We start from the raw sequence: 24684 nt of genomic DNA on the forward strand, positions 1-24684 counted from the left end.
CGTTTGCTGGGCCGCGGTCGAGGCGATCAGGCGAGCTTGAAGCCGGCGACGGAGTTCTTCAGATCCTGCGCGAGCTGCTTCATGCCGCCGATCGATTCGGCGGTCTGCTGCGTGCCGCTGGCGGTCTGCGCGGAAATCGCCTTGATGTCCTGCATCGTCTCCGCCACCTTGGCGGTCGATTCGGCCTGGGTCTGGGTCGCGGCGGAGATGTCCGCGATCAGGGTCGCCAGCTTCTTCGACACGTCGCCGATCTCGGCCAGGGTCTGGCCGGCCGCGTCGGACAGCTTGGCGCCCTCGACCACGCCCTGGGTCGAGACCTCCATCGCCGCCACCGTGTCGTGCGTGTCGGACTGAATGGTCTTCACGATCGCCGCGATCTGCTTCGTCGCGTCGGCGGAGCGTTCCGCCAGACGCTGCACTTCTTCCGCAACCACCGAGAAGCCGCGTCCCGCTTCACCGGCGGACGCCGCCTGGATCGCCGCGTTCAGCGCCAGCACGTTGGTCTGCTCGGTAATATCCGAAATCAGTTCGACGATCTCGCCGATCTCCTGCGAGGATTCGCCGAGGCGCTTGATTCGCTTCGAGGTCTCCTGGATCTGTTCGCGCAGGGTGTTCATGCTGCCGATCGCGTTCGCCACCGCCTGCTGTCCCTTTTCGGCGGCTGCCAGTGACTGTTCTGCCACGCGGGCGGATTCGGCCGCGTTGCCCGACACCTGCTGCACCGACTGCGCGAGGTTCACCACCGCGGCGGAGGTTTCCTCGATGCCCGCGGTCTGGCGGCGCGCCGCCTGCTGCAGCGAGTCGGACACCTGGCTCGCCTCGCTGGCGGCCTGGTCCATCTGCTGGGCGGCGTTGTTGATGCCGCGCACCAGGCTGCGCAGCTCTTCCACCGTGTAGTTGATCGAGTCGGCCACCGCGCCGGTGATGTCCTCGGTCACGCTCGCATTGATGGTGAGGTTGCCTTCGGCCAGTTCGCCGAGTTCGTCCATCAGCCGCAGGATCGCCTCCTGGTTGCGGCTGTTTTCCTCCTCGCTCTTGCGCGCACGCGACTTGGTCTCGTTGATGTTCACGAGCCCCAGCATCACGAGGGAGGCGATCGCCAGGACGCCGAACACGGCGGCCAGCAGATAGCCGGTTCCCCCCACGGACTGGTAGTCCTTGGACAGCCGGTCGGTATTGGCGAGCAGCCCGTCGCTGCCGCCGAACAGGTTCTTCGCCGCCACCTTGGCTTTCAGCAGCGGCTGGGTGTCGGCCAACACCGAGCCGACCACCTCGACCATGTCGCCCATGTTGCTGCCGAGGTCCTCGAGGGTGGCCATGCTGTTCTCGTTGCGCGCCGCCGGGCCTTCCATCAGCGCCTGTACCGTGTCGCGGAACGAGGTGGTGTCCTTCTCCAGCTGGCTCACGACCGCCGGGTCGATCAGGTCGGACGACAGCAGCAGGTTCGCGTTCTTCGGTAGGCGCTGGCTCAGCATCACCAGGTGGTCGGCACGCGAAACCTCCCGCACGCCGGCATCGGACAACTGGCTGGCCAGCCGCTCGGCGACCTTCTGCAGGTCGACGCTCAGCTCGTTGATGCGTCTGATGTTCTTGCTCAGTGCGACGAGGTTCTTCTGCTGCGACAGGATCTGGGCGATCTGCGGATTGAACTTCTTCCACTGCGCATCGATCTTGCCGAGGGTCTCGCGCGCCGCGCCGCCGGATGCCGGCACCGTGTCGTCACCTTCCATCAAGCCCTTCAGGGTCGCATCGAAGCTGACCTTGCCGTCCGCCAGCTTCTTGAAGGCCGCGGCGTCACCCAGCACCGACTGCTGGGCAGTCAACGGCAGGCGCTGCGACAGCACCTTGAGTTCGCCGGCCCGGGTCTCGTAGCCGGTGCGGTTGTCGAGCTGGATCGAGCTGTAGATGATGAAGCCAGCGGCGAGAAGCAGGGAAACGATCAGGGTGCCGCCGGTGTAGAGATATTGCTTCTCGACGGGCAGGCTGCCGATCAGGGGAACCTTGCCCGGCTCCTTGTCGGCCAGCTTGCGCACGGTCTGCATGATCAGGGTGGTTTGCTCGCTGCCCCGGCCCTTTCCGGTCATGCGGCCAGCCAGCCCTTTGAGCCCGTTCATCGTGATTGCCATGTTCATCGCTCCAGTCCTTCTTCAGCGGCGCCGATGCGCCCGGTTATTTTGAATTCGATCAGCTGCCGGCCTGCGCCTCGGCCATGAGGAAATCGGCATTGCCGAGGAGTTGCCCGAAATCCATGTCGCACCATTCGACGCCCGCCTCGTCCGCATACTGGCGGGCGACCCAGGGATGTGCGGCGCTCTCGCTGCGCAGCTCGTAACGGTTGATGTTCTTCAGGCCCAGGGTGCCGCGCACCAGCAGCGCCGCGTTGACGCCGAATTCGTGATGCGGGATCAGCAGACGGCACTCGGCATGGTCGGGCGTCACGCCCTGTCCCATGAAATCGGCGAAATCGCTGACCGCAAAAAGATTGCCGCGGATGTTCGCCACGCCGCGGAACCAGCGTCGCGCGCCGGGTACCTTGACGATAGGCGGCACCGGGATCACCTCCTCGGTGTCCGAGAGGCTCACCAGCCAGTTGGCGTCCCCCACGCGGAAGCCGAGCCGCGATCCGGAATTGTCACGGCTGGCCGCGGCCTGCAACTGCTGCGAAAGCGACGTCTGGAATTCGCGCAGATTGAATTTCTTGGCCATGGCGGTCCGCTCAGCCCAGCGCCTTGATCTGCGACAGCAGGTCTTCCGGCTTGACGGGCTTCACCAGGTAGGCTTTCGCGCCCTGGCGCATGCCCCACACCTTGTCGGTCTCCTGCCCCTTGGTCGTGCACATGATCACCGGGATGTGCTTGGTCGCCTCTTCCTTGGTGATCATGCGGGTCGCCTGGTAGCCGTTCATGCCCGGCATGACGACGTCCATCACGATCAGGTCGGGAAGCGTCTGCTTGGCCTGGGCGATCGCCTCTTCGCCGCTCTCGGCCATGCTGACCAGATAGCCGTTCTTGACCAGCAGTTCGGACAGGAAGAAGCGCTCGGTCGGGGAATCGTCCACTACCAGGATTCGGCTGATCGCCATGATGTGTTCTCCTTCTGAGTAATTCGGTTATGCGCCCGCGCACGCATGCTCGCGCACGGCGGTCAGCAGCGTGTCCTTGGTAAACGGCTTGGTCAGGTATTCGTCCGACCCGACCATACGGCCGCGGGCCCGGTCGAACAGACCGTCCTTGGACGACAGCATGATCACCGGCGTGGTGCGGTACTTGGCGTTGCGCTTGATCAGCGAGCAGGTCTGATAGCCGTCCAGGCGCGGCATCATGATGTCGACGAAGACGACATGGGGTTCATGGTCGGCGATCTTGGCCAGCGCATCGAAGCCATCCTGCGCCAGAATGACCTCGCAGCCCGCCTGGTTGAGGAAGATCTCCGCGCTGCGGCGTATGGTGTTGCTGTCGTCGATGACCATCACCTTCACGCCTTTCAAAGCTTCGTTATCCACACGTTTCTCCAGCAGGGTTCCGGGCAGGCGGCACCTGCCACCCACCTGTGTGGTAAACATTACGGCAGCACTCCCGGCTTCTTTAGTGCGCCAGGCCGCGGGGCTGGCCCCGGAAAACAAAAAGGGCGCCGCATTGCGGCGCCCTTCCGGCGAGACCTGCCGGCGTGTCATTGCTGCTGCCAGGCGTCCCCGCTCGACTTCTTCTCGGCCCCGGCCACCGCGCTCATCGTCTCGATGATGCTGTTGGGCAGCGAGGAAATCCGCATGAACTGGCCCATGCCGACGTCCGGGAAAGCCAGCGCGATGCGGAAGCGGCCGTGCGGCGACTCGACCTCCTTGTCGACCACGTAGATCTCGTAGGGCAGGCCTGCGATGCTGTTCTGCATGTCGATTCTCTTGATCCAGTTGCCGTCGCTGTTTTCGCCCTCGTTCATCGCCACGCCGAACACCGCGAGCTTCTGCCCCGGCATCACGATCTCGTAGACCTTCGAGGTGCGCGCCGCGCCCTTGGCGAGGTTGTCGCGCACGGTTTTCACCGCCTCGGCGAAACTGCCGTATTCGGCCAGCTTGTTCTTCGGCGAATCCAGGCGCTCCATGCCGATCATGTAGCGGTAATTGGCAAGGCTGCCGGCCGTTTCGTCGCCGCCCATGCCCTTGCCGGCGCCGAGCGTCTCCTGCAGGCGCCCCTGCAGGGCCTTGACGGCCTCCTCCTTCCTCGCGAAGGCCTTGCGGAAATAGGCGCGATACCAGTAGTCCGGATTGGTGTAGGTCACCGTGCCGTCGGCCTTCACGCCCACGCGAATCGCGGCACCGAGCACCGCGTTGCCACCGACCGAGGCGACTTCGCCGAGCATCGCGTCGTCGGTCGCGACAACCACGCCATAGCCCGCCAGGTTCTGGGGAAAATACTTGCCGACGACCTTGAAGCCGCCGCGCTTGAGCTTGGCCTCGACGGCGCCGGCGGCCGCCTGGACGCTGCCCCCCGTTACCGAATCGCCCTGGATGTAAGGGGAAATCGCCCACACGGCTGTCGAAAAAGCCAGCAGGACCCATGTCGAAATCCACCGCAGTATCATTGTCGTCTCCTGATCAAGTTGTTTTTACAGCCGCTTCGCCGTCGGCAGCCGGCATGCGCGCCCATGGCCTGCACGCCTTCTGCCCAGATAACGACGCTCCGGGCGATTTCTTGAAAAGAATCAAGAAAATGTCCTAGATCACCACCATCTCGAAATCGTCCTTGCGGGCGCCGCAATCCGGACACGTCCAGTTGATCGGCACGTCTTCCCAGCGCGTCCCCGGCGGAATGCCATCCTCGGGCGCGCCGGTCTCCTCGTGGTAGATGTAGCCGCAGATCAGGCACATCCAGCTCCGGTATTCGGGGGTGTCAGGCATGGGAAGAAGGGGATTCGGCTAAAATTGGGGCTTGATTCTAAAGCAGTGACGCCATGCCGCCTATTTTCTCCCCCAAGCCCACGCCGCCGCTGGTGCTCAGCTTCGCCGCGTCCGACCCGACCGGCGGCGCCGGCATCCAGGCCGACCTGCTGACGCTCGCCAGCATGGGCTGCCATCCGCTGTCGGTGATCACCGCGATCACCGTGCAGGATACGGCCGGCGTCGAGGAAGTGCTGGCGATCGACGCCGAATGGGTCGCGGACCAGGCGCGCATGCTGCTGGAAGACGTGCCGGTGGCCGCGTTCAAGCTGGGCATGCTGGGCGGCGCCGAATCCATCGCCGTGATCGCCGAGATCCTCGCCGACTACCCCGACATCCCGGTCGTGCTCGACCCGGTGCTGGCGTCCGGGCGCGGCGACGAGCTCGCCACCGACGACATGATCGCCGCGATGCGCGACCTGCTGATCCCGCAGACCACCGTGCTCACCCCGAACAGCCACGAGGCGCGGCGGCTCGCGCTGTTCGAGTCGGACGAGGACGACCTCGATCTCGCCGCCTGCGCCCGCCACCTGACCGACCTCGGCTGCGAATACGTGCTCATCACCGGCACCCACGAAGCCACGCCGCGCGTGCTGAACAGCCTGTACGATGCCCGCGGTCACGTCCAGACCGACGCCTGGGACCGCCTGCCCGGCAGCTATCACGGCTCCGGCTGCACGCTCGCCTCGGCCATTGCCGCCACCCTGGCTTTCGGCCAGGACGTGCCGCAGGCGGTGCGCGACGCGCAGAACTTCACCTACGAAACGCTCAAGGCGGCGTTCCGCCCGGGAATGGGGCAGTACATTCCCGAGCGCTTCTTCTGGGCGCAGGACGCCCAGGCGGAAGGCAACGCCTGACGCGCTTCACGGATCCGCCATGCCCGATTTTCCCGGTGGCGTCTACGCCATCACGCCCGAGACCGCCGACACCGAAAACCTGCTGGCCCAGGTGGAGGCCGCGCTCGCCGGCGGCGTCGCCGCCGTGCAGTACCGCGACAAATCGGCCGACGTCGCGCGCCGCCACGAGCAGGCCAGCGAGCTCGCCGCGCTGTGCCGCCGGTACGGTGCGCCGCTGATCGTCAACGACGACCTCCGGCTCGCCGATCTCACCGGCGCCGACGGCGTCCACCTGGGGCGCGACGACGGCAGCCTGCGGGAGGCGCGCATCATCCTCGGGCCGGGCAAGTTCATCGGTGCCTCGTGCTACCAGAGCCTCGACCTGGCCCTGGCCGCGCAGGCGGCCGGCGCCGACTACGTCGCCTTCGGCAGCTTCTTCGCCTCACCGACCAAGCCCGCGGCACCGCGCGCCAGCCTCGATCTGCTGCGCGCAGCCGGCCCGGCCCTGCGCGTGCCGATCGTGGCGATCGGCGGCATCACGCTCGCCAATGCGCCGTCGCTGCTCGACGCCGGCGCCGACTGCCTCGCCGTCCTGTCGGCGCTGTTCGACGCCGCCGACATCCGTGCCGCCGCGCACGACCTGAATCAACTCTTCGCAACGGAACCCGAACAATGACCCGCAACGAACAGCTCTTCGAACAATCGCAGAAAGTCATACCCGGCGGCGTGAATTCGCCGGTGCGCGCCTTCCGCAGCGTCGGCGGCACACCCGTCTTCTTCAGCCGCGCCAAGGGCTCGCGCGTGTGGGACGCCGACGGCCGTGAATACATCGACTACGTCGGCTCCTGGGGTCCGGCCATCCTCGGCCACGCCCACCCCGGCACGGTCAAGGCGGTGCAGGACGCCGCAGCCAACGGCCTGTCGTTCGGCGCACCGTCCGAGGCGGAACTGACGATCGCGACCCGCATCACGCAGCTCCTGCCGAGCATCGAGAAGGTGCGCCTGGTCTCGTCCGGCACCGAGGCAACCATGAGCGCGATCCGCCTGGCGCGCGGCTTCACCGGCCGTTCCAAGTTCATCAAGTTCGAGGGTTGCTACCACGGCCACGCCGACTTCCTGCTGGTGAAGGCGGGCTCCGGCGCGCTCACCTTCGGCAACCCGACCTCGGCCGGCGTGCCCCCCGAGGTCGCGGCGCAGACCCTCGTGCTCGACTACAACGACGTCGCCGGGCTCGAGCGCACCTTCGCCGAGATCGGCAACGAGATCGCCTGCATCATCGTCGAGCCCTTCGCCGGCAACATGAACCTGGTCAAGCCGACCGCCGAATTCATGGCGGCGATGCGCCGGCTGTGCGATGCGCACGGTGCGCTCCTGATCTTCGACGAGGTCATGACGGGCTTCCGCGTCGACCTTGGCTGCGCGCAGAAGCTGCTCGGCATCAAACCGGACCTGACCACGCTCGGCAAGGTCATCGGCGGCGGCATGCCGGTCGGCGCCTTCGGCGGCCGCGCCGACGTCATGGACGCGCTCGCGCCCGTCGGCCCCGTCTACCAGGCCGGCACGCTGTCGGGCAACCCGGTCGCGGTGGCCGCCGGTCTGGCGACGCTGGCCGCCGTCTCCGAGCCGGGCTTCTACGAGGGACTGGCCGCACGCACCGCGAAACTGGTGAACGGTCTCTCCGCCGCGGCGAAGGACGCCGGCGTCACCTTCTGCGCCGATTCGGTCGGCGGCATGTTCGGCCTCTACTTCGCTGCCAAGCCGCCGGCGAGCTTCGCCGAGGTGATGCAGTGCGACCGCGAGAAATTCAACCGCTTCTTCCACGCCATGCTCGACCGCGGCTTCTATCTTGCGCCGTCGGCGTTCGAGGCCGGCTTCGTCTCGGCGGCGCACACCGACGCCGACATCGACGCGACGATCGGCGCCGCGCGCGAAGTCTTCAAGACCCTATGAACGACGAACTCTCCCCTGAAGACGAACTGCGCCTCAACGTTCTCTTCAACACCGACCTCAAGGCCGTCCGCATCGACGAGTCGGCGATGACGCTGTGGGCGCTCACCCCGCAAGGCGAGGCGAGCGTGCCGCTGAAGCCCACCGAGCGGTCCGATCGCTACCTGAAGCGGGTGCGCGAGATGCTGTCCGGCCACGTGCTCGGCTCGCCCGGCGGCTATCCGGTGCATCTCACGCGCTGGACGCGGCAGTCGCAGGCCGGCCTCTCCGAGCAGCATCTGGCCCAGCTCCTGCTGATTGCGGAAGAGGAGGCGGTCGTCGCAGTGGTGCATTCGCCCGCGCTCACCGACGAGCTCGCACGCTATGCCTGGTGGTGCATGCCGACGATCGAGAACGCACGGCTGATGCTGATGCGCGACGTCGTGTGCCGGGGCGGCATGGGCCGCACGCTGGCGGAATTCCTGGTCGAGCACCTCGCCTTCCTGCACGAGGACGACGTCGGCATCCTCGACACCGTGGCGGTCATGCTCGTCTCGGGCGTGCTCACCGACGCCGAGCGGCTGGCGATCTGGAAGCGGGGCACCAGCCGGAATTCCTACTACGTGCCCTTCCTCGAGCTGCAGCCGGACGAACTGCCCAGTCCGCGTGCCGCGCGCGCCGACCATGCGAATGTGCCCGCACTTGCCGGCAACCCTTACAGCACGATGCTCGCCAAGGCCCTGTCCGGCCAGGGGCAGACCTTCCTCGCGACCATTGCGACGATTCTCGAACGCCCCGAAATCCAGGAAGTGGTGAACCATACGCTCAATGCGCTGGCGAACTGGTGCGCGCCGCTGCGCCAGGTCGACGCGGCCGCGCACGACGCAGCCCGCGCGGCGCTTCTGGCCATCGCACCGCAGTTCGAAGCGGACTGCAATGCGCTCGACGCCCTGGCGGCGGTGGACGCCGACACCGTGCGGCCGATCTTCCTCAAGACCACCGCCATCGGCTCGCTGATGCGGCGCAAGATCCAGCCGGTCGTCACCCCGCTGCTCGACGGCATCGCGGTGCTGCGTCGCGGCTGACCGCCGGTGCGGCTCAGCCGAGTGCGCTGGCAACGAGGTTGAGCGTCAGCGCCAGCACCATCAGGTTGAAGCCGAACGACACCAGGCCGTGCAGCAGCGCCAGCCGGCGCATGGCCGCGCTGGCGATGGCGACGTCGGACACCTGTGAGGTCATGCCGATGACCGCGGAGAAATAGGCGAAGTCGAGATAGGACGGCGCCGCCTCGCCCGGGAACAGCAGGCCGTGCGCGTCCTCGCGGTAATAGCGGCGCGCATAGCGCAGGGCGAACACCGTCTGCATCAGCAGCCATGTCGCCGCGAGCGTCGCCAGCGCCAGTCCGATGTGGGTCCAGCGCGCCGGCCCGGACAGGGTGCGGGCGGCGTCGGTCACCAGCAGCACGCCGCCCAGGCTGACCCAGGATATCGCGACGATCAGGGCATAAAGGGCGGCGGAGCCCGGGTCGAAGCTGGATGCCCGCAGACGGGTCCGCGCGGCGTCGAGCCGCCCCATGCCCCACCAGACGACCACCAGATAACCCAGCGTGCCGGCCAGCCATCCGGCCAGCAGGCGCGCCTCCCACAGCGCCAGTGGCAGGACCGCGGCGGCCAGCACGCCCGCGAGCGCCGCGAGCAGCACGCGATGCCAGGCCCGCAGGCGCGCCAGCGGGTGCAGATTGGCGTGAGGCAGGGGCAGCAGCAGTTTCATCGTTTCGGCTCCGGGTGTCGCCGGCGGCGGCGCACCGCGGCACGAAGCAGCAGCGCCGCGACGGCGAGGGCCGCCATCACCCAATGCTCGTAATGATGCAGCATCGCCTCCTGGCCCGCCAGCAAGGCGCCGAAGCTCCAGCCGAGGCCGGCGACGAGCGGCGCCCACAGCGCCGCGGACAGCGCATTGAGCTCCGCGAAGCGCCGCCACGGCACGCGGCCAAGGCCGATCGCGATGGGCAGCGCCATGCGCAGGCCCCACAGGAAGCGCATGGTCAGGATGATCGCGACCGGGTGACGCTCGATCAGGGCGAAGGCCTCTGCGACCCGGCCGCGCAGCACGGGCCGGCGCTCGAGCAGGCGCTGCCCGTGGCGGCGGCCGAGCCAGAAGAAGAACTGGTCGCCGGCAACCGCCCCCAGCCAGGCGAGGCCCGTGACGGCGGCAAAGTCGAGATAGCCCCGGTGCGCCGCATAGCCCGCCAGCAGGAGCACGGTCTCGCCCTCGAACACCGCCCCGACGAGAACCGCGGCGTAGCCGTAGTGCGCGATCAGTGTGGGCAGGTCCATCGCCGCACGCCCCGCTTCAGCGCATGCGCACGCCGCTCACGCCGCCCTCAGGAGCCGAGGGCGGCGTCGATGCTGGCGAGGAACTTGTCCGGCTTCTCGAAGCCGATCACCTTGTAGTCCGACTGCTGACCCGCGCCGTTCCAGAAGATCAGCCCGGGCGGCCCGAACAGCCCGAAGCGCTTGAGCAGCGCCTTGTCGGCGTCGCTGTTGGCGGTGACGTCGGCCTGCAGCAGCACCATCTTGCGCAGCCGCGCCTGCACCTTGGGATCACTGAAGGTGAAGCGCTCCATCTCCTTGCACGACACGCACCAGTCGGCGAAGAAATCCAGCATGACCGGCTGCCCGTCTGCCTTGGCCGCCGCCAGCCGCGCCTCCAGCTCGGCGACGCTCTTCACCTTCTCGAACGCGGGGCCGTGCGGCTCGGCCGCCTGCGCGCCGCCGCCGGTGGCCGCGATCCCGCCCTTGAACACGTCGAGCGGCTGCAGGAGATCGCGGCTGCCGGCCAGCAGGCCGAGAATGATCGCCAGGCCGCCGATCAGCAGCACGACGCCGAGGCCCTTCCACAGGCGCGCCCAGCCGGACGCGTGGGTCGGCAGCGGGTCGAGGGCGTGCAGGTAGATCGCCGAAGCGATCAGCAGCACGGCCCACAGCGCCATGTTGAGCCACGCCGGGATGATCGGCGAGATCAGGTAGATCGCGATCGCCAGCATCAATACGCCGAAGAAATACTTCACCGCGTTCATCCAGCCACCCGCCCGGGGCAGCAGGGCGCCGGCCGACAGCCCGACCAGCAGCAGCGGCACGCCCATGCCGAGCGCCAGCACGAACAGCGCGACGCCGCCCAGGGTCGTGTTGCCGGTCTGCGCGATGAAGGCGAGCGCGGCCGCCAGCGGCGGCGCGACGCAGGGACCGACGATCACCGCAGACAGCGCGCCCATGACGAAGACGCCGGCGAAGTTGCCGCCCTTCATCTTGTTGGAGGCGTCCGAGAACTTGCTCTGCAGCGCGCTCGGCAGCTGGATCTCGAAGAAGCCGAACATCGACAGGGCCAGCAGCACGAAAAGCCCGGCGCCGACGCCGAGCGCCCACGGGTTCTGCAGCGCGTTCGAGATGAGCGTGCCGGACAGCGCCGCGGCAACGCCCGCGACGGCGTAGGTGATGGCCATTCCGAGCACGTAGGCGAGCGACAGCAGGAAGCCGCTGGTCTTGGTGAGCTGCTGGTTCTGGCCGGCGATGATGCCCGACAGGATCGGGATCATCGGGAACACGCATGGCGTCAGCGCCAGCAGCAGCCCGAAACCGAAGAAGGTGGCGACGACGGCCCAGAAACTCCCGCCCTTCAGCACGCGCTCGATGCGCGAGGTGTCGGACTCGGCTGCCGCGGGCTCGGCGGGGGCAGCCGCCGCGCTGGCGACGGCCGGCGCGGCGCCGCCCGCGGCGGTCAGCGTGAAGTCGTGCTGGATCGGCGGGTAGCAGATGCCGACCGCCTCGTTGCAGCCCTGCCAGGTCGCGGCCAGCACCAGCTTCTCGTTCGCGGCGAGCGCGCGCGACAGCGTGAGGCGGGCGGAAAAATCGCGATGATAGACCTCGGTGCGGCCGAAGCTCGGATCGTCCTTGACGTCGCCGGCCGGGGTATCGGCCTGCGTCACCTTGAGGTCCGCCGGCGCCTTGACGGCGAACGCGAGCTTGTTGCGGTAGAGATAGGTCGACGGCGTCAGCGCGTAATCCAGCTTGACCGTCTGCGCGTCAGCCATCGCGGCCGCCACCTTGAAAGCCTGCTCGGGGGGCAGTACCTGCGGCATCCCCTCATCGCCGGCGAGGCTGCGCAGGCGGTCGAGTGCGGAGGGGGATGCCGGCGAAGCGGCGGCGGGCGGCGGCGCAAGCGGCGCCGGGGCGGCGACCGCGGCGGGCAGCTTGAGCGTGACGCGCTCGGTCTGCGGCGTGTAGCAGAGACCGGCATCGGCGCAGCCCTGCGCGACCGTCTTCAGCGTGACCGACGTCACGCCTGCGTCGTGCGCGATCGGCAGCGCGATGCGGATCTCCTTGCGATAGGTCTCGACCTTGCCGAAATTCTCGTCTTCCTTGACCTTGCCGGCCGGCATCCGCGGGGCGCCCAGCTTCGCGCCCTCCACCTCGAAGCGGAACTTGTCGCGATACATGTAGTAGCCGTCGGCGATCTGCCAGCGCGCTTCCAGCGTGTCGGCGTCGACGGCGCGCGCGGAGAACTTGAACGCGGCCTCGGGCTCGAGAAATTCCTCGGCGCCCGCCACTGGAAAATAGGCCGATGCGCCCCCAATTAAGAACAGGGCGGCGAGCGAACGGATCCACTTAGTCATGCTTTTCGGTCTCCTTGGCGAGCCACGCGAGGTACGCGGGCAGGCCATGTGTCATCGGTACGGCAACGAGTTCGGGTACCTCGTAGGGATGGTGGGCGCGGACGATCGCCTCGACCTGCGGCCACGACGCCGCGGTCGTCTTGATCAGCATCGGGATTTCATCCGCCGTCTCCACCGCTCCCCGCCAGCGGTAGATGGAGCGGCACGCCGCCAAAACGTTCACGCACGCCGCCGCGCGGGATTCGATCAGCGCGTGCGCCAGCTTATCGGCGACCGCCACATCGGGTACATTCGTCAAGACTAACAAAGGTTCCATGTCATGCGCTTTGGTTGGATTGTGCTACTGCTCCTGTCGTTTCCGGTGCTCGAGGCCATCGGCATCTTCTGGGTCGCCCACGTCATCGGCGGCTGGGTCTGGCTATGGCTGATGCTCGCTGCCGTCGCCGGCATCCTGCTGATCCGCCTCGAGCGCGCCACGTGGGGGCCGCGCCTGCTGTTTTCGGTCCAGGCCGGCGGCAATCCGCTGGCTGCCCTGTTCGCCAGCGGCCGCATCCTCCTCGCCGGCGGGCTGCTCATATTTCCGGGCTTCATCAGCGATCTGCTGGCGCTCGTCCTGCTGCTGACGCCAGGCACCTGGTCCGGGCGCCGCGCGAATCCTCTGCAGTCCGCCAACGACGACGGGCCCTCGCCCCAACCCTCCCCCGCGTGGAGAGAGGGGGCGAACGCCACGCCCAAAACGATAGACGGCGAGTTCCGGCGGGAACCCGACGACCTGCTGCGCTGAGCGCCTCAGAACAGGGCCCCCTGCCCGGTTTCCGCGCCGTCGACGCGCGTCTGCCGGATTTCGCGCAACAGGTCGTCCGACGCCGGATAGCGGTACTTCACCCGCAGTTCGCGCAGGGTGCGCGCATTCGACAGCTGGCGCGACTCGCGCAGGAAGGACAGCAGCGCTTCCGACAGCACGGTTTCCGCCTCGGCGCGATTCACGCGCGGCGGGCGCGGCAGGCCGAAGGCATCGGCGCAGCTGTCGAACCAGTCGCCCATCTTGAGCGGGTGCGCATCGACCGCGTGATAGACGCGCTGCGCGCGGCCGCGGAACAGCGCCGCCCACGCCAGCCGCGCCAGATCGTCGGCATGGATGTGGTTGGTGTAGCTGTCGTCCCTGGCAATCAAGGCCGGGGTGCCGCGCTTGATGCGCTCGAGCGGCAGGCGGTCGGCGGCGTAGATGCCGGGCGCGCGCAGGATGCTCACCTGCACCCCGAGCGCCTCGCCCCAGGCGCGCAGCTGGCGCTCGGCGTCGACCCGCCGCACCGCGCGGCCGTTGACCGGCGCGACCGGGCGCGTTTCCGCCACCCACTGGCCGCCGCAGTCGCCATAGACGCCGCTGGTGCTGATGTAGACCAGCGCCGCCGGCCTGCTGCGCCGCCCCAGCGCGCGCAGCAGGCGCGCGGTGCGCGGATCCGAGCGCCCCGCGTTGGGCGGCGGCGCGAAATGGAAGACGCCGTCGACGCGCGGCAACCGGTTCAGCGTGGCGGGGGCGTCGAGGTCGCCGACGTAGGGCGTGACCCCCAGCGCCCGCAACGCGGCGGCGCGCTCGGGCCGCCGCACGAGCCCGATGAAATCGGCCTGGCGCGCGTAGCGCCTCACCAGCCGCTCGGCGATGTCGCCGAATCCCACGATCAAGATCTTCTTCATTGCCCTGCCTGCCATCGCATCCTGCCTGTAACCCTTCCGGAGCAGGGGTGAAAACCCCCTCCAGTCGGGCGATAATTGCGCGGTTTATCACCGCATTCTAAGCGCACATCATGCCGTATCAGGTCACCATCCAGCCCAGCGGGCACCGATTCACCGTCGACGATGACGAAACGATACTCGAAGCCGCCCTGCGGGAAGGCTTCGCCCTGCCCTACGGCTGCCGCAACGGCGCCTGCGGCGCCTGCAAGGGCAAGATCCTGTCCGGCCAGGTGGACTACGGGACGCATTCGGCCACCGCGCTGAAGGACGAGGAGAAGGTCCAGGGCCGTGCCTTGTTCTGCCGCGCGAAGCCGCTGTCGGAGCTGGTCATCGAAGCGAAGGAGATCGGCGCCGCCAAGGACATCGTCGTGAAGACCCTGCCGTGCCGCGTCGAGAAGCTGGAAAAGCGCGCCGACGACGTGATGCTGGTCAAGATCAAGCTGCCCGCCAACGAGCGCCTGCAGTTCCTGGCCGGACAGTACATCGATTTCCAGCTCAAGGACGGCAAGTCGCGCAGCTATTCGCTCGCCAATCCGCCGCACGACGACGCGCTGCTGGAACTCCATATCCGCCACGTGGCGGGCGGCCTGTTCACCGACCAGGTGTTCTCCACGCTGAAGGAGCGCGACATCCTGCGCCTGAAGGGCCCGCTCGGGTCGTTCTACATCCGCGAGGATTCGGACAAGCCGATGATCTTCATCGCCGGCGGCACCGGCTTCGCGCCGATCAAGGGCATGCTGCAGCACGCCTTCGCCGAGCACGCCGACCGCGAGATGGTGCTGTACTGGGGCGTGCGCTCGCTGAAGGATCTCTACATGGCCGAGCTGCCGCAGCAATGGCAGGCGGAACACCCGAATTTCACCTTCATTCCGGTGCTGTCGGATCCGCAGCCCGGCGATCACTGGCAGGGCCGCACCGGCTTCGTGCACGAGGCCGTGCTGGCGGATTTCGCCGACCTCTCGGGCTACCAGGTCTACGCCTGCGGCGCGCCCGTGATGGTCGACCATGCGCGCGACAGCTTCGTGCAGACCCGCAAGCTGCCCGAAGACCAGTTCTTCGCCGATTCCTTCGTCTACGCGGCCGACGCCGAAGTCGCCGCCTGACGATGCGCCGGCGGCACCCGTAAAAAAGCCCGGGCCAGGGCCCGGGCTGGCTGGGCGAGGAAGCCTTACAGCTCGCCCTTGGCCCCCGCCTGCATGATGTCGATCAGCGACTGGCGCACCGTGTTGATGCGATCCTTCAGGACTTGCGGCACGCGCTTTTCCTTCGCGATCGCATCGACATTCACGTCCATCATCACCAGCCAGCCCTGGCCCTTGGCGTCCTCGATCAGCGCAATGCGGCAAGGCATGTAGACCGCGAAGTCGATGTTGACGTCGATCAGGTCCTTGGCCGTGAGGGCATCGCAGAACTGGAAGATGGTGACGGTGCGCTGCGGCTGGCTGGTGATCGATTCCACCTGCTTCGACAGCGGCAGTTCGGCGACCAGCTTGAGATTGAGCGCATTGGCGCGCAGGCGCATCGACTCGGCCGCGTCGGCGAGGCTGACGCCGGGATCGATCGCCACCTTGTAGACCCCGGCGGACTGCGCAGCCTGCGGCTTCGCCTTCGGCGCGGCGGCGGCGGGAACGGACATGACCAGCGCGCTCAACGCGACGCCCACGACGGCAAGAAATTGGCGGCGCATGGCGGCCCTCCTTTCGAACATTAGAAAACTCTAATGATATACGGAGCCTGCGGCAGCGACCCCTGTACAAACGTGCCAGCCCACGGCGGCAGGTTCGTCCCGGACCGGCGCGCGAAGGCCGGGCCGGCGACCCCTAGTCCGCACGGCAGAGCGCCAGCGCCTTCTGGTAATGCTGGCACGCCTCGCCCGGCTGGCCGCTCTGGGTCTTGAGCTCGGCCATGCGGATATGGCCTTCGGCGGTGGCGGCGATCGCGAGGCTGGCTTCCAGGTAGCTCTGCGCCTTGCCCCACAACTGCTGCGCGCTGCACAGCTGCGCCAGGGCCAGCAGCAGCTGCGCGTCGCGCGGATGGGCGTGCAGCCACTTTTCGGCCTGTTCGATCTGGCGCGTCGGGCTGCTGCCGCGCAGGTCGCCATAGAGCGGCACCAGGTCCTCGTTCCATTCGCGGCCGAGCGCCGCCTCGATCACGTCGAGCGCGGTGTCGTGGCCGCCGCGGTGCATGAAGGCACGGGCGGCGGCGCGCGCCACCCACGGATCGGTCTTGAATTCGGACGGGATCTTCTTCCAGTATTCGAGCAGGCCGCGATCGTCGTCGGCACGGCGCCTGAGGTTCTCCGCATAGGCCAGGCGCCGGGTCTGCGCGGCGATCCCCGGCTCGAGCGCGTTGCTGCGCGTCAGCGCATCGAGCAGCCGGTCGACCTCGTCCCATTGCCCCGTCATCTGCCGCGCCTTGAGCTCGAGCCGCAGCAGCGCCGTGTGCTGCGGCGCGATCTCCTTGGCGCGGTTGATCGCGACCAGCGCGGCCGCGGCGTCCTTGGTGTCGAGGCGCGCTTCCGCCTCGAACAGCTGCGCCGCCAGCTCGGCGTCGTGTTCGGACGCCTCCCGGATGTATCGCTCGCGCTGGGACGCCGCGCGCATTTCCTGGGCGGCTCGCGCCGCCAGCACGCGCGCCAGCCCGATGCGGGCCGCGTCGCCCTGCCATTGCCCGAGCGACTGTTCGGCATCCTGAAAGCGGTATTCGGCAAGGGCCCGCAGCCCGCCGACGAAATTCTCGTCGCGCTTGCGGGCGGCGCGGGCGGCACGCTGCTCGCGCACGATGCTCGGCAGATTGAGCGTCAGGACGGCGAGCCGCAGCAGCACGATGCCGCCGACGATCATGCCGATGACGGCCAGCACGAAGCCGATGAAGGAGATTTCGACGCGCCACGGCGGATACACCAGCACGACGTAGCCGGGGTCGTAGCGTCCCGCCATGGCCAGCGCGACCGCCAGCACGGCGATGATCAGGAGGGAGATCAGCCAGCGCACGTCAGTGGTCTCCCTTGTAGGCATCGAGCGCGGCGAGGCTGGCATCGATGCCCGGCAGCTTGACCGCGATCTGCAGGCTCGCCAGGCGCTTGACTTCGGCGATGGCGTCGGCGACGCCGGCGTCGCGCGTGTTGAAGTAGTCCTGCAGCATCTGCTGCACCGCGCGCAGGTCGGCGCGGAACGCAGCCTGGTCCTGCGACATCAGGGCCAGCCGCGCCGACAGCAGGCGCAGGCGCACGTTCTCGCGCAGGAAATACGCCTGATCGGGCGGCAGGAGGATCGCCTCGTTGCCCTCGATGCGGCGGATCTGCACCAGGTGCTTCAGCTCCGACCACAGCTCCTGGCCGAGGTTGACGGCCTTCAGCGCGCGCGGCGCGGGCGCCGCCTCGGATGCTTGCGCGCTCGCGAGCGGCCAGCTGGCATGGTGCGCCACCAGCGCCTCGAGCCGCGCGCTCACGCCAACCTCGTCGATCGAGGGCACCGCGCGCAGGTTCGCCAGATCGGACGCGATGGCCCGGCGCAGCGCGGTGAACTGGGGCTTGTTGAGGCGCTGCAGTCGCGTGTCGGCGCCCTCCAGCGCGATGATCGCCGCCTTCACGTTACCCGCCAGCTGCAGCTGCTGCGCGGCCGTCAGCAGCACCTGCTCGATCTCGGACAGCGTCCATTGGTCGCGCCCCTGCGCGAGCTCCTTGTACAGGGTCTCGAGCGCGAGCTGCTGCTGCTGCGACGTCGCCATCTGGCTTTCGATATGCGCCACGCGTTCCCCCAGCTGCCGCATCGCGTCGTCGGCGTTGCGCGCGAGCAGGCGGGACTCGCTGACATCCTTGCCCGACTCGGCCAGGCGCCGCCCCAGCTCCGTCTTCAGGTCGCGGATGCGCTCGCGGCTGTCGGACCACGACCAGGCCGCCGCCGCCAGCGCAAGCACCGCGACCAGCATGGCGACGATGGGAACCAGTTGGATGCGGACCGGCGGCATCGCCGGGGACGAGGCGATGGGAGGCGCTGGGGGCGTTACGGGAGCGTCATTCATGTTCTGGGCTTGTCTCATTGCGGAACCAGTTGATCAGGCCTTCCAGCAGGCCTGCGTCGCCGCCGGGGGTGGCGATGGCGTGGACGATGCCGGCGCGGCGGGCCGCTGCGGCGATTTTCTCATGCGGCGCAAAAAGCGGCGTGGCCGCGAGCAAGGGCGCGCCGACGTCGCCCAGCAGCATGGCCAGATTGTCGAGCGTTTCCGCGCTCGCGATCGTCACCGCGTCGACCCCGCCCGCCCGCCAGCGCGCCAGCAGCGGCGCGGCGTCGGCATCCGGGCGGGTGCGCCGGTAGCATTCCAGAAACTGCACCTCGGCCCCGCGCGCGCGCAAGGTATCGGCCAGCAGCGGGCGGCCGCCCACGCCGCGCACGATCACCACCCGCCGGCCGGCGACCGCCTGCAGCTGCGGCAAGGCCAGCAGCGCCTCGCTGTCCTGGCCGGCCGGCGTCACGACGCCGGCCACGCCCGCGGCCGCCAGGCCGCGCGCGGTGCCCGGCCCGACCGCCAATACCTGGATCCCCGCGGGCAGCCCGCCGTGGGCACGGATCGCGTCCATGCCGAACTGCGCCGCGTTGGGGCTGATGAAGATCGCGATGTCGGCGCCAGCGAGGCGACCGAGCGCATCGCCCAGCTGCTCGACCGGGACCGGTTCGATGGCCAGCGCGGGAAAGGCGATCGCCTCCCCGCCCGCAGCCCGGATCGCCTGCATCAGCGGCGCCGCCTGATGGACAGGCCGCGTCACCAGCACCGCGCGTCCGGCGAGCGGCTGCGTCATGCAGGCAGATTGTCGAGGATGGCGCGCGCGCCCTGCGCCAGCAGGCGGTCGGCCAGGGCCTGGCCGACCGCCTCGGGATCGGCGGCGTCGCCTGTCGCCGTGTCGTGGATGAAGCCGCTGCCGTCCGGATGGGCGACGAACCCGTTCAGCAGCAGACGACCGTCCTGCAGGACCGCGTGCGCCCCCAGCGGCACCTGGCAGCTGCCGCCGAGCACGCGGCTGACCTGCCGCTCCGCGCGCACGCAGGCGGCGGTTTCGGGATGATTGAGCGCGGTCAACATGGCGGCGACGGCCGCGTTGCCACTGCGGATCTCGATGCCGAGCGCACCCTGGCCGGCGGCGGGGATGCTGTCCTCGACCGACAGCAGGCTCCTGATGCGCCCGCCGAGGCCGAGCCGCTTGAGGCCGGCGGCAGCGAGCAGGATGGCGTCGAACTGCCCTTCGTCGAGCTTCTTCAGGCGGGTGCCGACGTTGCCGCGCAGGGGCTTCACGACGAGGTGCGGGTAGCGGGCGCGCAGCTGCGCCTCGCGGCGCAGGCTGGACGTGCCGACGACCGCGCCGGGCGGCAGCTCGGACAGCCGCGCGTAGCGGTTCGACACGAAGGCGTCGCGCGGATCCTCGCGCTCGCCGATCACCGCCAGCTCGAATCCCGGCGGCAGCTCCATCGGCACGTCCTTCATCGAATGCACCGCCAGATCCGCCTCGCCGGCCTCCAGCGCGACCTCGAGTTCCTTGACGAACAGGCCCTTGCCGCCGATCTTGGACAGCGTGACGTCGAGGATCTGGTCGCCACGCGTCGTCATGCCCAGGATGTTGACCGTGCAGCCCGGGTGCAGCGCACGCAGTCGGTCGCGAATGTGCTCGGCCTGCCACATGGCAAGCGCACTTTCACGGGAGGCAATGGTCAGGGTCTGCATGGCGGTAGGAATCAACTCTTTGAATTGGCAAATGATGGCGCGATACTGGCAAACATGAAGTATGCGAAACCATCCAGGGGACAGGCTGCGATCGCGCAGCTGATCGCAGCCGGGGCCGTGATTTTAGCATGGGGTCTGGCGCTGCCCGGCGTTGCCGGCGCGGCCGACAGCCTCGTTCACGCCAGGGATTTCCAGGCCGACGCGCGTGCGGCGGCCAAGCGCCAAGTGCCCATCCTGGTCGTCTTCACCAGCCCCGGCTGCGGCTATTGCGAACGGGTCAAGCAGGACTATCTGATCCCGATGCAGAAAGACCCGGCCTCCCGCAAGCGGGTCCTCATCCGCGAGGTCACGCTCGGCGCCAGCACCCCGCTGACCGGCTTCGACGGCGCGCCGACCACCGAGGGCGCCTTCGCCGCCGAGCACAAGGTCTACATGGTGCCCACCGTGCAGGTCTTCGACACCCGCGGCAACGCCACCGGCGACGCCATCGTCGGCCTGCTGATCCCCGACTATTACTACGGCTACCTGCAAAGCGCCATCGACGCCGGCGCCAACAAGGTGCGCGGCAAATAGCCAGGCCCGCGGCAGGGCGATAGAATGCGCCGATGCAGGAAGCGCGCCCATGAAAACCGTTCTGGCCGACGATCATCCGCTGATGCGCGAAGGCGTGCGGCAGGTCCTGTCCCAGTTGGACCCGCCGGTCGAAATCCTCGACGCCCACGATTATCCCAGCCTGTTCGCCCAGACCGCCCAGCACCCGGACCTCGACCTCGCCGTGGTCGACCTCAACATGCCGGGCTTCGTCGGCATGCAGGGGATTGCGCAATTCCGCAGCCGCTTCCCCGACGTTCCGCTGGTCGTGCTGTCCGCCTCGGAATCCCCGCATGACATCCGCAGCGCGCTGGAAGCCGGCGCGCTGGGCTACATTCCCAAGGCCGCCTCCAGCGCGGCGATGCTGGCTGCCCTGCAGCAGGTGCTGGCCGGCGACATCTACGTGCCGAGCTGCCTCGGCGACGGCACCGGCGGTCCGCACCGCGAGGCGCCGGCCATCGCCGAAGCGCTGCAGCACAGCGGTCTGACCACGCGGCAACTCGAGGTCGCGCGCCTGCTGGCGCAGGGCTGCGCCAACAAGGCAATCGCCGGCATGCTGTCGATGTCGGAAAGCACGGTAAAGGTGCACATCGCGGCGATCTTCCGCACCCTCGGCGTCAGCAACCGTACCGAAGCGGTGCTGGCCATCCGGCGGCTGACCCACGGTTCGTGACGCGCCTGCGCACCCTCCTCGCACGCCTGTCGCCGTCAAGCATTCGCAGCCGGATGCTCATGATCGCCTTGCTGCCTGCGCTGCTGGCGGAATTCGGCACGGTTGCCTACTTCACCACGCAGTCGCTCGCCAGCGCCGAACGCGCGCTGCACGCGCGCGCGGTCAACGCGGCCACCCACCTCGCCGGCGTCCTCCCCTATCCGCTGATCAGCGGCGACACCGGCCTCGTCCTCAGCCTGCTCGAGAGCGAAGCGCGCAACAGCCAGCTGGCCTTCGCGCGCGTCTCCGACCCCGAGGGGCGGCTCGTCGCGAGCACCGGCGACACACTCAGCGCCGCGCTGCTCGACCGCCATCACCGGCATCGCCTCGACATCCGGCTGCCTGCCGCGGAAACGCCTGGCCGTGCGCGGCTGCCGGCCAGCACCGTGCCGCACGCGGATTTCCTGGGGCAGGTCGAAGTCGGCGTCAGGCTCGACCAGATCAGCGCCTTCAAGCGCGATACGCTGCTGCACGGCGCACTGCTGATGCTGTTCGCACTGGGCCTCACGGGCGCGCTTGCCTGGCGGCTGTCCAACCGTCTCGCGAGCCAGCTGCGCCATGTCGGCCAGGTCGTCGGGCGCCTCGCCTGCGACGACCTGACGGTCCGCACCCAGCTTCCCCCGGAAGGCGAAGTCGGTGCGCTCGCAGCCGGCATCAACGAGATGGCCGAGGCGCTGCAGGCGCACCGCGGCGAATTGGAGCGCCGCATCCGCGAAGCCACCGCCGACCTGGCGGCGAAGAAGGACATGGCGGAGCGCGCCAATCACGCGAAATCGCGCTTCTTCGCCGCCGCCAGCCATGACCTGCGGCAGCCGCTGCACGCGCTGTCGCTGTTCGTCGCGGCGCTGAAGGCGCGCAGCCAGCAGCCGGAAACGCAGACGCTGATCGACAACATCGAGGCGTCGATCGCGGCGATGGAACTGCTGTTCAACGCGCTGCTCGACATTTCGCGCCTCGACGCCGGCGCCATCGAAGTGCACCCGGTCCACTTTCCGCTGCAGCGGATGCTCGACGAGCTGGCCAAGCAGTTCGGCGCCCTCGCCGCGGAAAAGCAGCTGCGGCTGCGCTTCCGGCCGTGCGACGCGACGCTGTACAGCGACCCGCTGCTGATCGAGCGCATCCTCGCCAACCTGATCGCCAACGCGATCCGCTACACCGACGACGGCGGCGTGCTGGTGGCCTGCCGGCGCCGCGGGCGTGCGGTACGCATCAGCGTGATCGACACCGGGCGCGGCATTCCGGCCGACCAGCAGGAAAGCGTGTTCCAGGAATTCGTGCAGTTGCACAACCCGGCGCGCGACCGCAGCAAGGGGCTCGGCCTGGGACTCGCCATCGTGTCGCGCCTGGGACGGCTGCTCGGCCACCGGATCGATCTGCGGTCGCGTCCCGGCCACGGGTCGACCTTCAGCATCGACGTGCCCTGCGGCGACGCCCGGCTGATCCAGCCTGCGGGCGGCGCCAGCATCGCGGTCCAGATCCCCGCCGACGCGCTGGTGCTGCTGGTCGACGACGAGAACGCGATCCTGCGCGGCATGGCGGAGCTGTTCGACAACTGGCAGCTCGACCTCGTGACCGCGCACAGCACCGCCGAAGCCGAGCAGTGGCTGGACAGCATCGGCCGCACGCCCGACGTCATCGTGTCCGACTATCGGCTGCCCGACGACCGCGACGGCCTCGAAGTGATCGACCGGCTGCGGCAGAAGTTCGGGCGCGAGATCCCGGCCATCGTCATCACCGGCGACACCGCGCCCGACACCATCCAGCGCATCGCCCGCGCCGGCTTCCCCCTGCTCCACAAGCCGCTGCGCCCGGCCAAGCTGCGCGCACTGCTCACCCACCTGATCCAGCAGGCGCGCAGCGCCGCCATGGGATAATCCTCCCCGCACCGCTCACCGCTCACCGCTCACCGCTCACCACTCACCGCTCACCGCTCACCGCTCACCACTCACCACTCACCACTCACCACTCACCGCTTACCGCTCACCACCATGCACATCCACATCCTCGGCATCTGCGGCACCTTCATGGGCGGCATCGCTGCGATTGCCCGCGCTGCCGGCCACACCGTCACCGGCTGCGACGCCAACGTCTATCCGCCCATGTCCGACCAGCTGCGCGCCCTCGGCATCGAGTTGATCGAGGGCTACGACGCAAAGCAGGCCGAGCTCAAGGCCGACGTCTTCGTCGTCGGCAACGTCGTCACCCGCGGCAACCCGCTGATGGAAGCGATCCTCGAGCGCGGCCTGCCCTATACCTCCGGCCCGCAGTGGCTCGCCGACAACGTGCTGAGGGACAAGTGGGTGCTCGCCGTCGCGGGCACCCACGGCAAGACCACGACCTCGGCCATGCTGGCGTGGATCCTCGACGACGCGCGCATGCGGCCGGGCTTCCTCGTCGGCGGCATCCCGCAGAACTTCGGCATCTCGGCGCGCCTCACCGACACCCCCTTCTTCGTCATCGAGGCCGACGAATACGACACCGCGTTCTTCGACAAGCGCTCCAAGTTCGTCCACTACCGCCCGCGCACGGTCATCCTCAACAACCTCGAATTCGACCACGCCGACATCTTCCCCGACCTCGCCGCCATCGAGACCCAGTTCCACCACCTGGTGCGTACCGTCCCCGGCAACGGCCTCATCGTCGCCAACGGCGCCGACGCCAACCTCGACCGCGTGCTCGCGCGCGGCTGCTGGACCCTGGTGGAGCGCTTCGGCGGCACGGACGGCTGGACCGCCGGCGAACCCGACGCCGACGGCAGCTTCGACGTCTTGTTCAACGGCGTGCGGCAGGGGCGGGTGAACTGGGACCTGATCGGCGAACACAACCGCATGAACGCGCTCGCCGCCATCGCCGCCGCGCGCCACGCCGGCGTGCCCGCCGCCACCGCGATCGACGCCTTGAGCCGCTTCGAGAACGTCAAGCGCCGCATGGAAGTGCGCGGCAGCGTGCACGGCATCACCGTCTACGACGACTTCGCCCACCACCCCACGGCCATCGCCACCACCGTCGAAGGCCTGCGCCGCAAGGTCGGCCAGGCACGCATCCTCGCGGTGCTCGAGCCGCGCTCCAACACCATGAAGCTCGGCGTGATGAAGTCGCAGCTGCCGGACAGCCTCGCCGGCGCCGACCTCGTCTACTGCTACGGCGCCAACCTCGGCTGGGACGCGCAAGAGGCGCTCGCCCCGCTCGGCGACAAGGCACGCGTGTACGACAACCTGGACAAACTGGTCGCCCAGCTCGTCGAAGACGGCCGCCCCGGCGACCACGTGCTGATGATGAGTAACGGCGGGTTCGGCGGCATCCACGCCAAGCTGCTGGATGCGCTGCACCACCACTATCACGAGGAGATCGTGCTGACGCCTATGCATCGGTATGGGGGGTATGCGTAAGGGGATCGAGGTGGTTGCGGTGCGTTTGCCCCAACCACCGTTCGCGCTGAGCTTGTCGAAGCGCTGTTGGAAGTAGTGAAGGATTTCGCAGGACTGCTGACCACCGGCCGGGGGTAGCCCGGCGGCTAGTCACTCTTCTTGTCTCGCCAAGAAAAGTAACCAAAAGAAGGCGACCC

At 68.5% G+C, this 24684-nt stretch carries 26 protein-coding genes; 10 read left to right on the forward strand and 16 right to left on the reverse strand.

Features of this window, described 5'->3' with window-relative positions; all coding sequences use genetic code 11:
• Positions 1-26 precede the first annotated feature (26 nt).
• The 6 genes from VA613_RS13575 to VA613_RS13600 form a co-directional block, all read right to left on the reverse strand.
• Positions 27-2132, reverse strand: a complete 2106-nt coding sequence (locus VA613_RS13575) for a methyl-accepting chemotaxis protein (RefSeq protein WP_407702850.1) — start codon at positions 2130-2132, stop codon at positions 27-29.
• A gap of 52 nt (positions 2133-2184) precedes the next feature.
• Positions 2185-2706, reverse strand: a complete 522-nt coding sequence (locus VA613_RS13580) for a chemotaxis protein CheW (protein WP_324779555.1) — start codon at positions 2704-2706, stop codon at positions 2185-2187.
• A gap of 10 nt (positions 2707-2716) precedes the next feature.
• Complete coding sequence (locus VA613_RS13585) at positions 2717-3082, reverse strand: response regulator transcription factor (RefSeq protein ID WP_324779556.1); 366 nt, start codon at positions 3080-3082, stop codon at positions 2717-2719.
• Between the two features lie 27 nt (positions 3083-3109).
• A complete protein-coding gene (locus tag VA613_RS13590; protein WP_324781256.1) occupies positions 3110-3469 on the reverse strand; it encodes a response regulator in 360 nt (119 codons plus the stop codon).
• Between the two features lie 200 nt (positions 3470-3669).
• Positions 3670-4578: a hypothetical protein gene (locus VA613_RS13595; protein ID WP_324779557.1), complete on the reverse strand. Its 909-nt coding sequence runs from the start codon at positions 4576-4578 to the stop codon at positions 3670-3672.
• 133 nt (positions 4579-4711) lie between these two features.
• Positions 4712-4894, reverse strand: coding sequence for a rubredoxin (locus VA613_RS13600; protein ID WP_324779558.1), 183 nt, complete (start codon positions 4892-4894; stop codon positions 4712-4714).
• A gap of 53 nt (positions 4895-4947) precedes the next feature.
• On the opposite strand from VA613_RS13600, the gene thiD reads away from it, so the two are divergent.
• The 4 genes from thiD to VA613_RS13620 are packed head-to-tail and all read left to right on the forward strand — an operon-like array spanning position 4948 to position 8780.
• Positions 4948-5790, forward strand: coding sequence for a bifunctional hydroxymethylpyrimidine kinase/phosphomethylpyrimidine kinase (gene thiD / locus VA613_RS13605; protein WP_324779559.1), 843 nt, complete (start codon positions 4948-4950; stop codon positions 5788-5790).
• 19 nt (positions 5791-5809) lie between these two features.
• Entirely contained in the window at positions 5810-6445 is a 636-nt protein-coding gene (gene thiE / locus VA613_RS13610) for a thiamine phosphate synthase (RefSeq protein ID WP_324779560.1), read from the forward strand.
• Positions 6442-7719 (forward strand): glutamate-1-semialdehyde 2,1-aminomutase, encoded by a 1278-nt coding sequence (gene hemL / locus VA613_RS13615; protein WP_324779561.1) that lies wholly within the window; start codon positions 6442-6444, stop codon positions 7717-7719. Before thiE ends, hemL begins: the two co-directional genes overlap by 4 nt.
• On the forward strand, positions 7716-8780 hold the full coding sequence (locus VA613_RS13620) for a hypothetical protein (protein ID WP_324779562.1): 1065 nt from the start codon (positions 7716-7718) through the stop codon (positions 8778-8780). Before hemL ends, VA613_RS13620 begins: the two co-directional genes overlap by 4 nt.
• Positions 8781-8793: 13 nt before the next feature.
• Here VA613_RS13620 and VA613_RS13625 read toward each other — a convergent pair whose 3' ends face one another.
• From VA613_RS13625 to cutA, 4 genes are read right to left on the reverse strand one after another with little or no spacing between them, the layout of a single operon-like run.
• Positions 8794-9465 carry a DUF1345 domain-containing protein gene (locus VA613_RS13625; RefSeq protein WP_324779563.1) on the reverse strand — a complete coding sequence of 224 codons (672 nt, stop codon included), beginning with the start codon at positions 9463-9465 and terminating at the stop codon, positions 8794-8796.
• Positions 9462-10031, reverse strand: coding sequence for a DedA family protein (locus VA613_RS13630; RefSeq protein WP_324779564.1), 570 nt, complete (start codon positions 10029-10031; stop codon positions 9462-9464). The genes VA613_RS13625 and VA613_RS13630 overlap by 4 nt, the downstream gene beginning before the upstream one ends.
• Before the next feature lie 47 nt (positions 10032-10078).
• Positions 10079-12367 carry a protein-disulfide reductase DsbD gene (gene dsbD / locus VA613_RS13635; RefSeq protein WP_324779565.1) on the reverse strand — a complete coding sequence of 763 codons (2289 nt, stop codon included), beginning with the start codon at positions 12365-12367 and terminating at the stop codon, positions 10079-10081.
• Positions 12360-12683, reverse strand: a complete 324-nt coding sequence (cutA, locus tag VA613_RS13640) for a divalent-cation tolerance protein CutA (protein WP_324779566.1) — start codon at positions 12681-12683, stop codon at positions 12360-12362. Before cutA ends, dsbD begins: the two co-directional genes overlap by 8 nt.
• Before the next feature lie 21 nt (positions 12684-12704).
• On the opposite strand from cutA, the gene VA613_RS13645 reads away from it, so the two are divergent.
• Positions 12705-13151 carry an FxsA family protein gene (locus VA613_RS13645; RefSeq protein ID WP_324779567.1) on the forward strand — a complete coding sequence of 149 codons (447 nt, stop codon included), beginning with the start codon at positions 12705-12707 and terminating at the stop codon, positions 13149-13151.
• Positions 13152-13156: 5 nt separating this feature from the next.
• On the opposite strand, the gene VA613_RS13650 is transcribed toward VA613_RS13645, so the two are convergent.
• The gene (locus VA613_RS13650) at positions 13157-14062 is read right to left on the reverse strand and encodes an SDR family oxidoreductase (protein WP_324779568.1); all 906 of its coding nucleotides are present in this window, start codon (positions 14060-14062) and stop codon (positions 13157-13159) included.
• Positions 14063-14172: 110 nt separating this feature from the next.
• On the opposite strand from VA613_RS13650, the gene VA613_RS13655 reads away from it, so the two are divergent.
• A complete protein-coding gene (locus VA613_RS13655; RefSeq protein ID WP_324779569.1) occupies positions 14173-15204 on the forward strand; it encodes a CDP-6-deoxy-delta-3,4-glucoseen reductase in 1032 nt (343 codons plus the stop codon).
• A gap of 65 nt (positions 15205-15269) precedes the next feature.
• Here the strand turns inward: VA613_RS13655 and VA613_RS13660 are convergent, their stop codons facing one another.
• The 5 genes from VA613_RS13660 to hemC all read right to left on the reverse strand — a co-directional run bounded on the left by VA613_RS13660 (position 15270) and on the right by hemC (position 19816).
• Complete coding sequence (locus tag VA613_RS13660) at positions 15270-15788, reverse strand: DUF302 domain-containing protein (RefSeq protein WP_324779570.1); 519 nt, start codon at positions 15786-15788, stop codon at positions 15270-15272.
• A gap of 133 nt (positions 15789-15921) precedes the next feature.
• Positions 15922-17094 carry a heme biosynthesis protein HemY gene (locus VA613_RS13665; protein ID WP_324779571.1) on the reverse strand — a complete coding sequence of 391 codons (1173 nt, stop codon included), beginning with the start codon at positions 17092-17094 and terminating at the stop codon, positions 15922-15924.
• A gap of 1 nt (position 17095) precedes the next feature.
• Entirely contained in the window at positions 17096-18070 is a 975-nt protein-coding gene (locus VA613_RS13670) for a uroporphyrinogen-III C-methyltransferase (protein ID WP_324779572.1), read from the reverse strand.
• Positions 18071-18116: 46 nt separating this feature from the next.
• Positions 18117-18899, reverse strand: coding sequence for a uroporphyrinogen-III synthase (locus tag VA613_RS13675; RefSeq protein WP_324779573.1), 783 nt, complete (start codon positions 18897-18899; stop codon positions 18117-18119).
• Positions 18896-19816, reverse strand: coding sequence for a hydroxymethylbilane synthase (gene hemC / locus VA613_RS13680; RefSeq protein ID WP_324779574.1), 921 nt, complete (start codon positions 19814-19816; stop codon positions 18896-18898). The genes VA613_RS13675 and hemC overlap by 4 nt, the downstream gene beginning before the upstream one ends.
• 54 nt (positions 19817-19870) lie before the next feature.
• On the opposite strand from hemC, the gene VA613_RS13685 reads away from it, so the two are divergent.
• The 4 genes from VA613_RS13685 to mpl all read left to right on the forward strand — a co-directional run bounded on the left by VA613_RS13685 (position 19871) and on the right by mpl (position 24508).
• Positions 19871-20389 carry a SoxW family protein gene (locus VA613_RS13685; protein ID WP_324779575.1) on the forward strand — a complete coding sequence of 173 codons (519 nt, stop codon included), beginning with the start codon at positions 19871-19873 and terminating at the stop codon, positions 20387-20389.
• 49 nt (positions 20390-20438) lie between these two features.
• The gene (locus VA613_RS13690; RefSeq protein ID WP_324779576.1) at positions 20439-21080 is read left to right on the forward strand and encodes a response regulator transcription factor; all 642 of its coding nucleotides are present in this window, start codon (positions 20439-20441) and stop codon (positions 21078-21080) included.
• Between the two features lie 59 nt (positions 21081-21139).
• A complete protein-coding gene (locus VA613_RS13695) occupies positions 21140-22993 on the forward strand; it encodes an ATP-binding response regulator (protein WP_324779577.1) in 1854 nt (617 codons plus the stop codon).
• Positions 22994-23107: 114 nt separating this feature from the next.
• Positions 23108-24508, forward strand: a complete 1401-nt coding sequence (gene mpl, locus VA613_RS13700; protein ID WP_324779578.1) for a UDP-N-acetylmuramate:L-alanyl-gamma-D-glutamyl-meso-diaminopimelate ligase — start codon at positions 23108-23110, stop codon at positions 24506-24508.
• The last annotated feature ends 176 nt before the right edge of the window (positions 24509-24684 follow it).

Source organism: Thiobacillus sp. SCUT-2 (assembly GCF_035621355.1).
Classification (GTDB): Bacteria; Pseudomonadota; Gammaproteobacteria; order Burkholderiales; family Thiobacillaceae; genus Thiobacillus; species Thiobacillus sedimenti.

What these genes read in the sequence shown, in the direction of transcription:
- thiE (WP_324779560.1), top strand. Translation starts at nt 5,810, where the DNA reads ATGCCCGATTTTCCCGGTGGCGTCTACGCCATCACGCCCGAGACCGCC.
- hemL (WP_324779561.1), top strand. Translation starts at nt 6,442, where the DNA reads ATGACCCGCAACGAACAGCTCTTCGAACAATCGCAGAAAGTCATACCC.
- VA613_RS13630 (WP_324779564.1), bottom strand. Translation starts at nt 10,031, where the DNA reads ATGGACCTGCCCACACTGATCGCGCACTACGGCTACGCCGCGGTTCTC.
- thiD (WP_324779559.1), top strand. Translation starts at nt 4,948, where the DNA reads ATGCCGCCTATTTTCTCCCCCAAGCCCACGCCGCCGCTGGTGCTCAGC.
- VA613_RS13670 (WP_324779572.1), bottom strand. Translation starts at nt 18,070, where the DNA reads ATGCCGCCGGTCCGCATCCAACTGGTTCCCATCGTCGCCATGCTGGTC.
- VA613_RS13600 (WP_324779558.1), bottom strand. Translation starts at nt 4,894, where the DNA reads ATGCCTGACACCCCCGAATACCGGAGCTGGATGTGCCTGATCTGCGGC.
- VA613_RS13685 (WP_324779575.1), top strand. Translation starts at nt 19,871, where the DNA reads ATGAAGTATGCGAAACCATCCAGGGGACAGGCTGCGATCGCGCAGCTG.
- VA613_RS13695 (WP_324779577.1), top strand. Translation starts at nt 21,140, where the DNA reads ATGATCGCCTTGCTGCCTGCGCTGCTGGCGGAATTCGGCACGGTTGCC.
- VA613_RS13655 (WP_324779569.1), top strand. Translation starts at nt 14,173, where the DNA reads ATGCCGTATCAGGTCACCATCCAGCCCAGCGGGCACCGATTCACCGTC.
- VA613_RS13580 (WP_324779555.1), bottom strand. Translation starts at nt 2,706, where the DNA reads ATGGCCAAGAAATTCAATCTGCGCGAATTCCAGACGTCGCTTTCGCAG.
- VA613_RS13620 (WP_324779562.1), top strand. Translation starts at nt 7,716, where the DNA reads ATGAACGACGAACTCTCCCCTGAAGACGAACTGCGCCTCAACGTTCTC.
- dsbD (WP_324779565.1), bottom strand. Translation starts at nt 12,367, where the DNA reads ATGACTAAGTGGATCCGTTCGCTCGCCGCCCTGTTCTTAATTGGGGGC.
- VA613_RS13660 (WP_324779570.1), bottom strand. Translation starts at nt 15,788, where the DNA reads ATGCGCCGCCAATTTCTTGCCGTCGTGGGCGTCGCGTTGAGCGCGCTG.
- VA613_RS13675 (WP_324779573.1), bottom strand. Translation starts at nt 18,899, where the DNA reads ATGACGCAGCCGCTCGCCGGACGCGCGGTGCTGGTGACGCGGCCTGTC.
- VA613_RS13690 (WP_324779576.1), top strand. Translation starts at nt 20,439, where the DNA reads ATGAAAACCGTTCTGGCCGACGATCATCCGCTGATGCGCGAAGGCGTG.
- VA613_RS13590 (WP_324781256.1), bottom strand. Translation starts at nt 3,469, where the DNA reads ATGGTCATCGACGACAGCAACACCATACGCCGCAGCGCGGAGATCTTC.
- hemC (WP_324779574.1), bottom strand. Translation starts at nt 19,816, where the DNA reads ATGCAGACCCTGACCATTGCCTCCCGTGAAAGTGCGCTTGCCATGTGG.
- VA613_RS13575 (WP_407702850.1), bottom strand. Translation starts at nt 2,132, where the DNA reads ATGAACATGGCAATCACGATGAACGGGCTCAAAGGGCTGGCTGGCCGC.
- VA613_RS13650 (WP_324779568.1), bottom strand. Translation starts at nt 14,062, where the DNA reads ATGAAGAAGATCTTGATCGTGGGATTCGGCGACATCGCCGAGCGGCTG.
- cutA (WP_324779566.1), bottom strand. Translation starts at nt 12,683, where the DNA reads ATGGAACCTTTGTTAGTCTTGACGAATGTACCCGATGTGGCGGTCGCC.
- VA613_RS13625 (WP_324779563.1), bottom strand. Translation starts at nt 9,465, where the DNA reads ATGAAACTGCTGCTGCCCCTGCCTCACGCCAATCTGCACCCGCTGGCG.
- VA613_RS13585 (WP_324779556.1), bottom strand. Translation starts at nt 3,082, where the DNA reads ATGGCGATCAGCCGAATCCTGGTAGTGGACGATTCCCCGACCGAGCGC.
- mpl (WP_324779578.1), top strand. Translation starts at nt 23,108, where the DNA reads ATGCACATCCACATCCTCGGCATCTGCGGCACCTTCATGGGCGGCATC.
- VA613_RS13595 (WP_324779557.1), bottom strand. Translation starts at nt 4,578, where the DNA reads ATGATACTGCGGTGGATTTCGACATGGGTCCTGCTGGCTTTTTCGACA.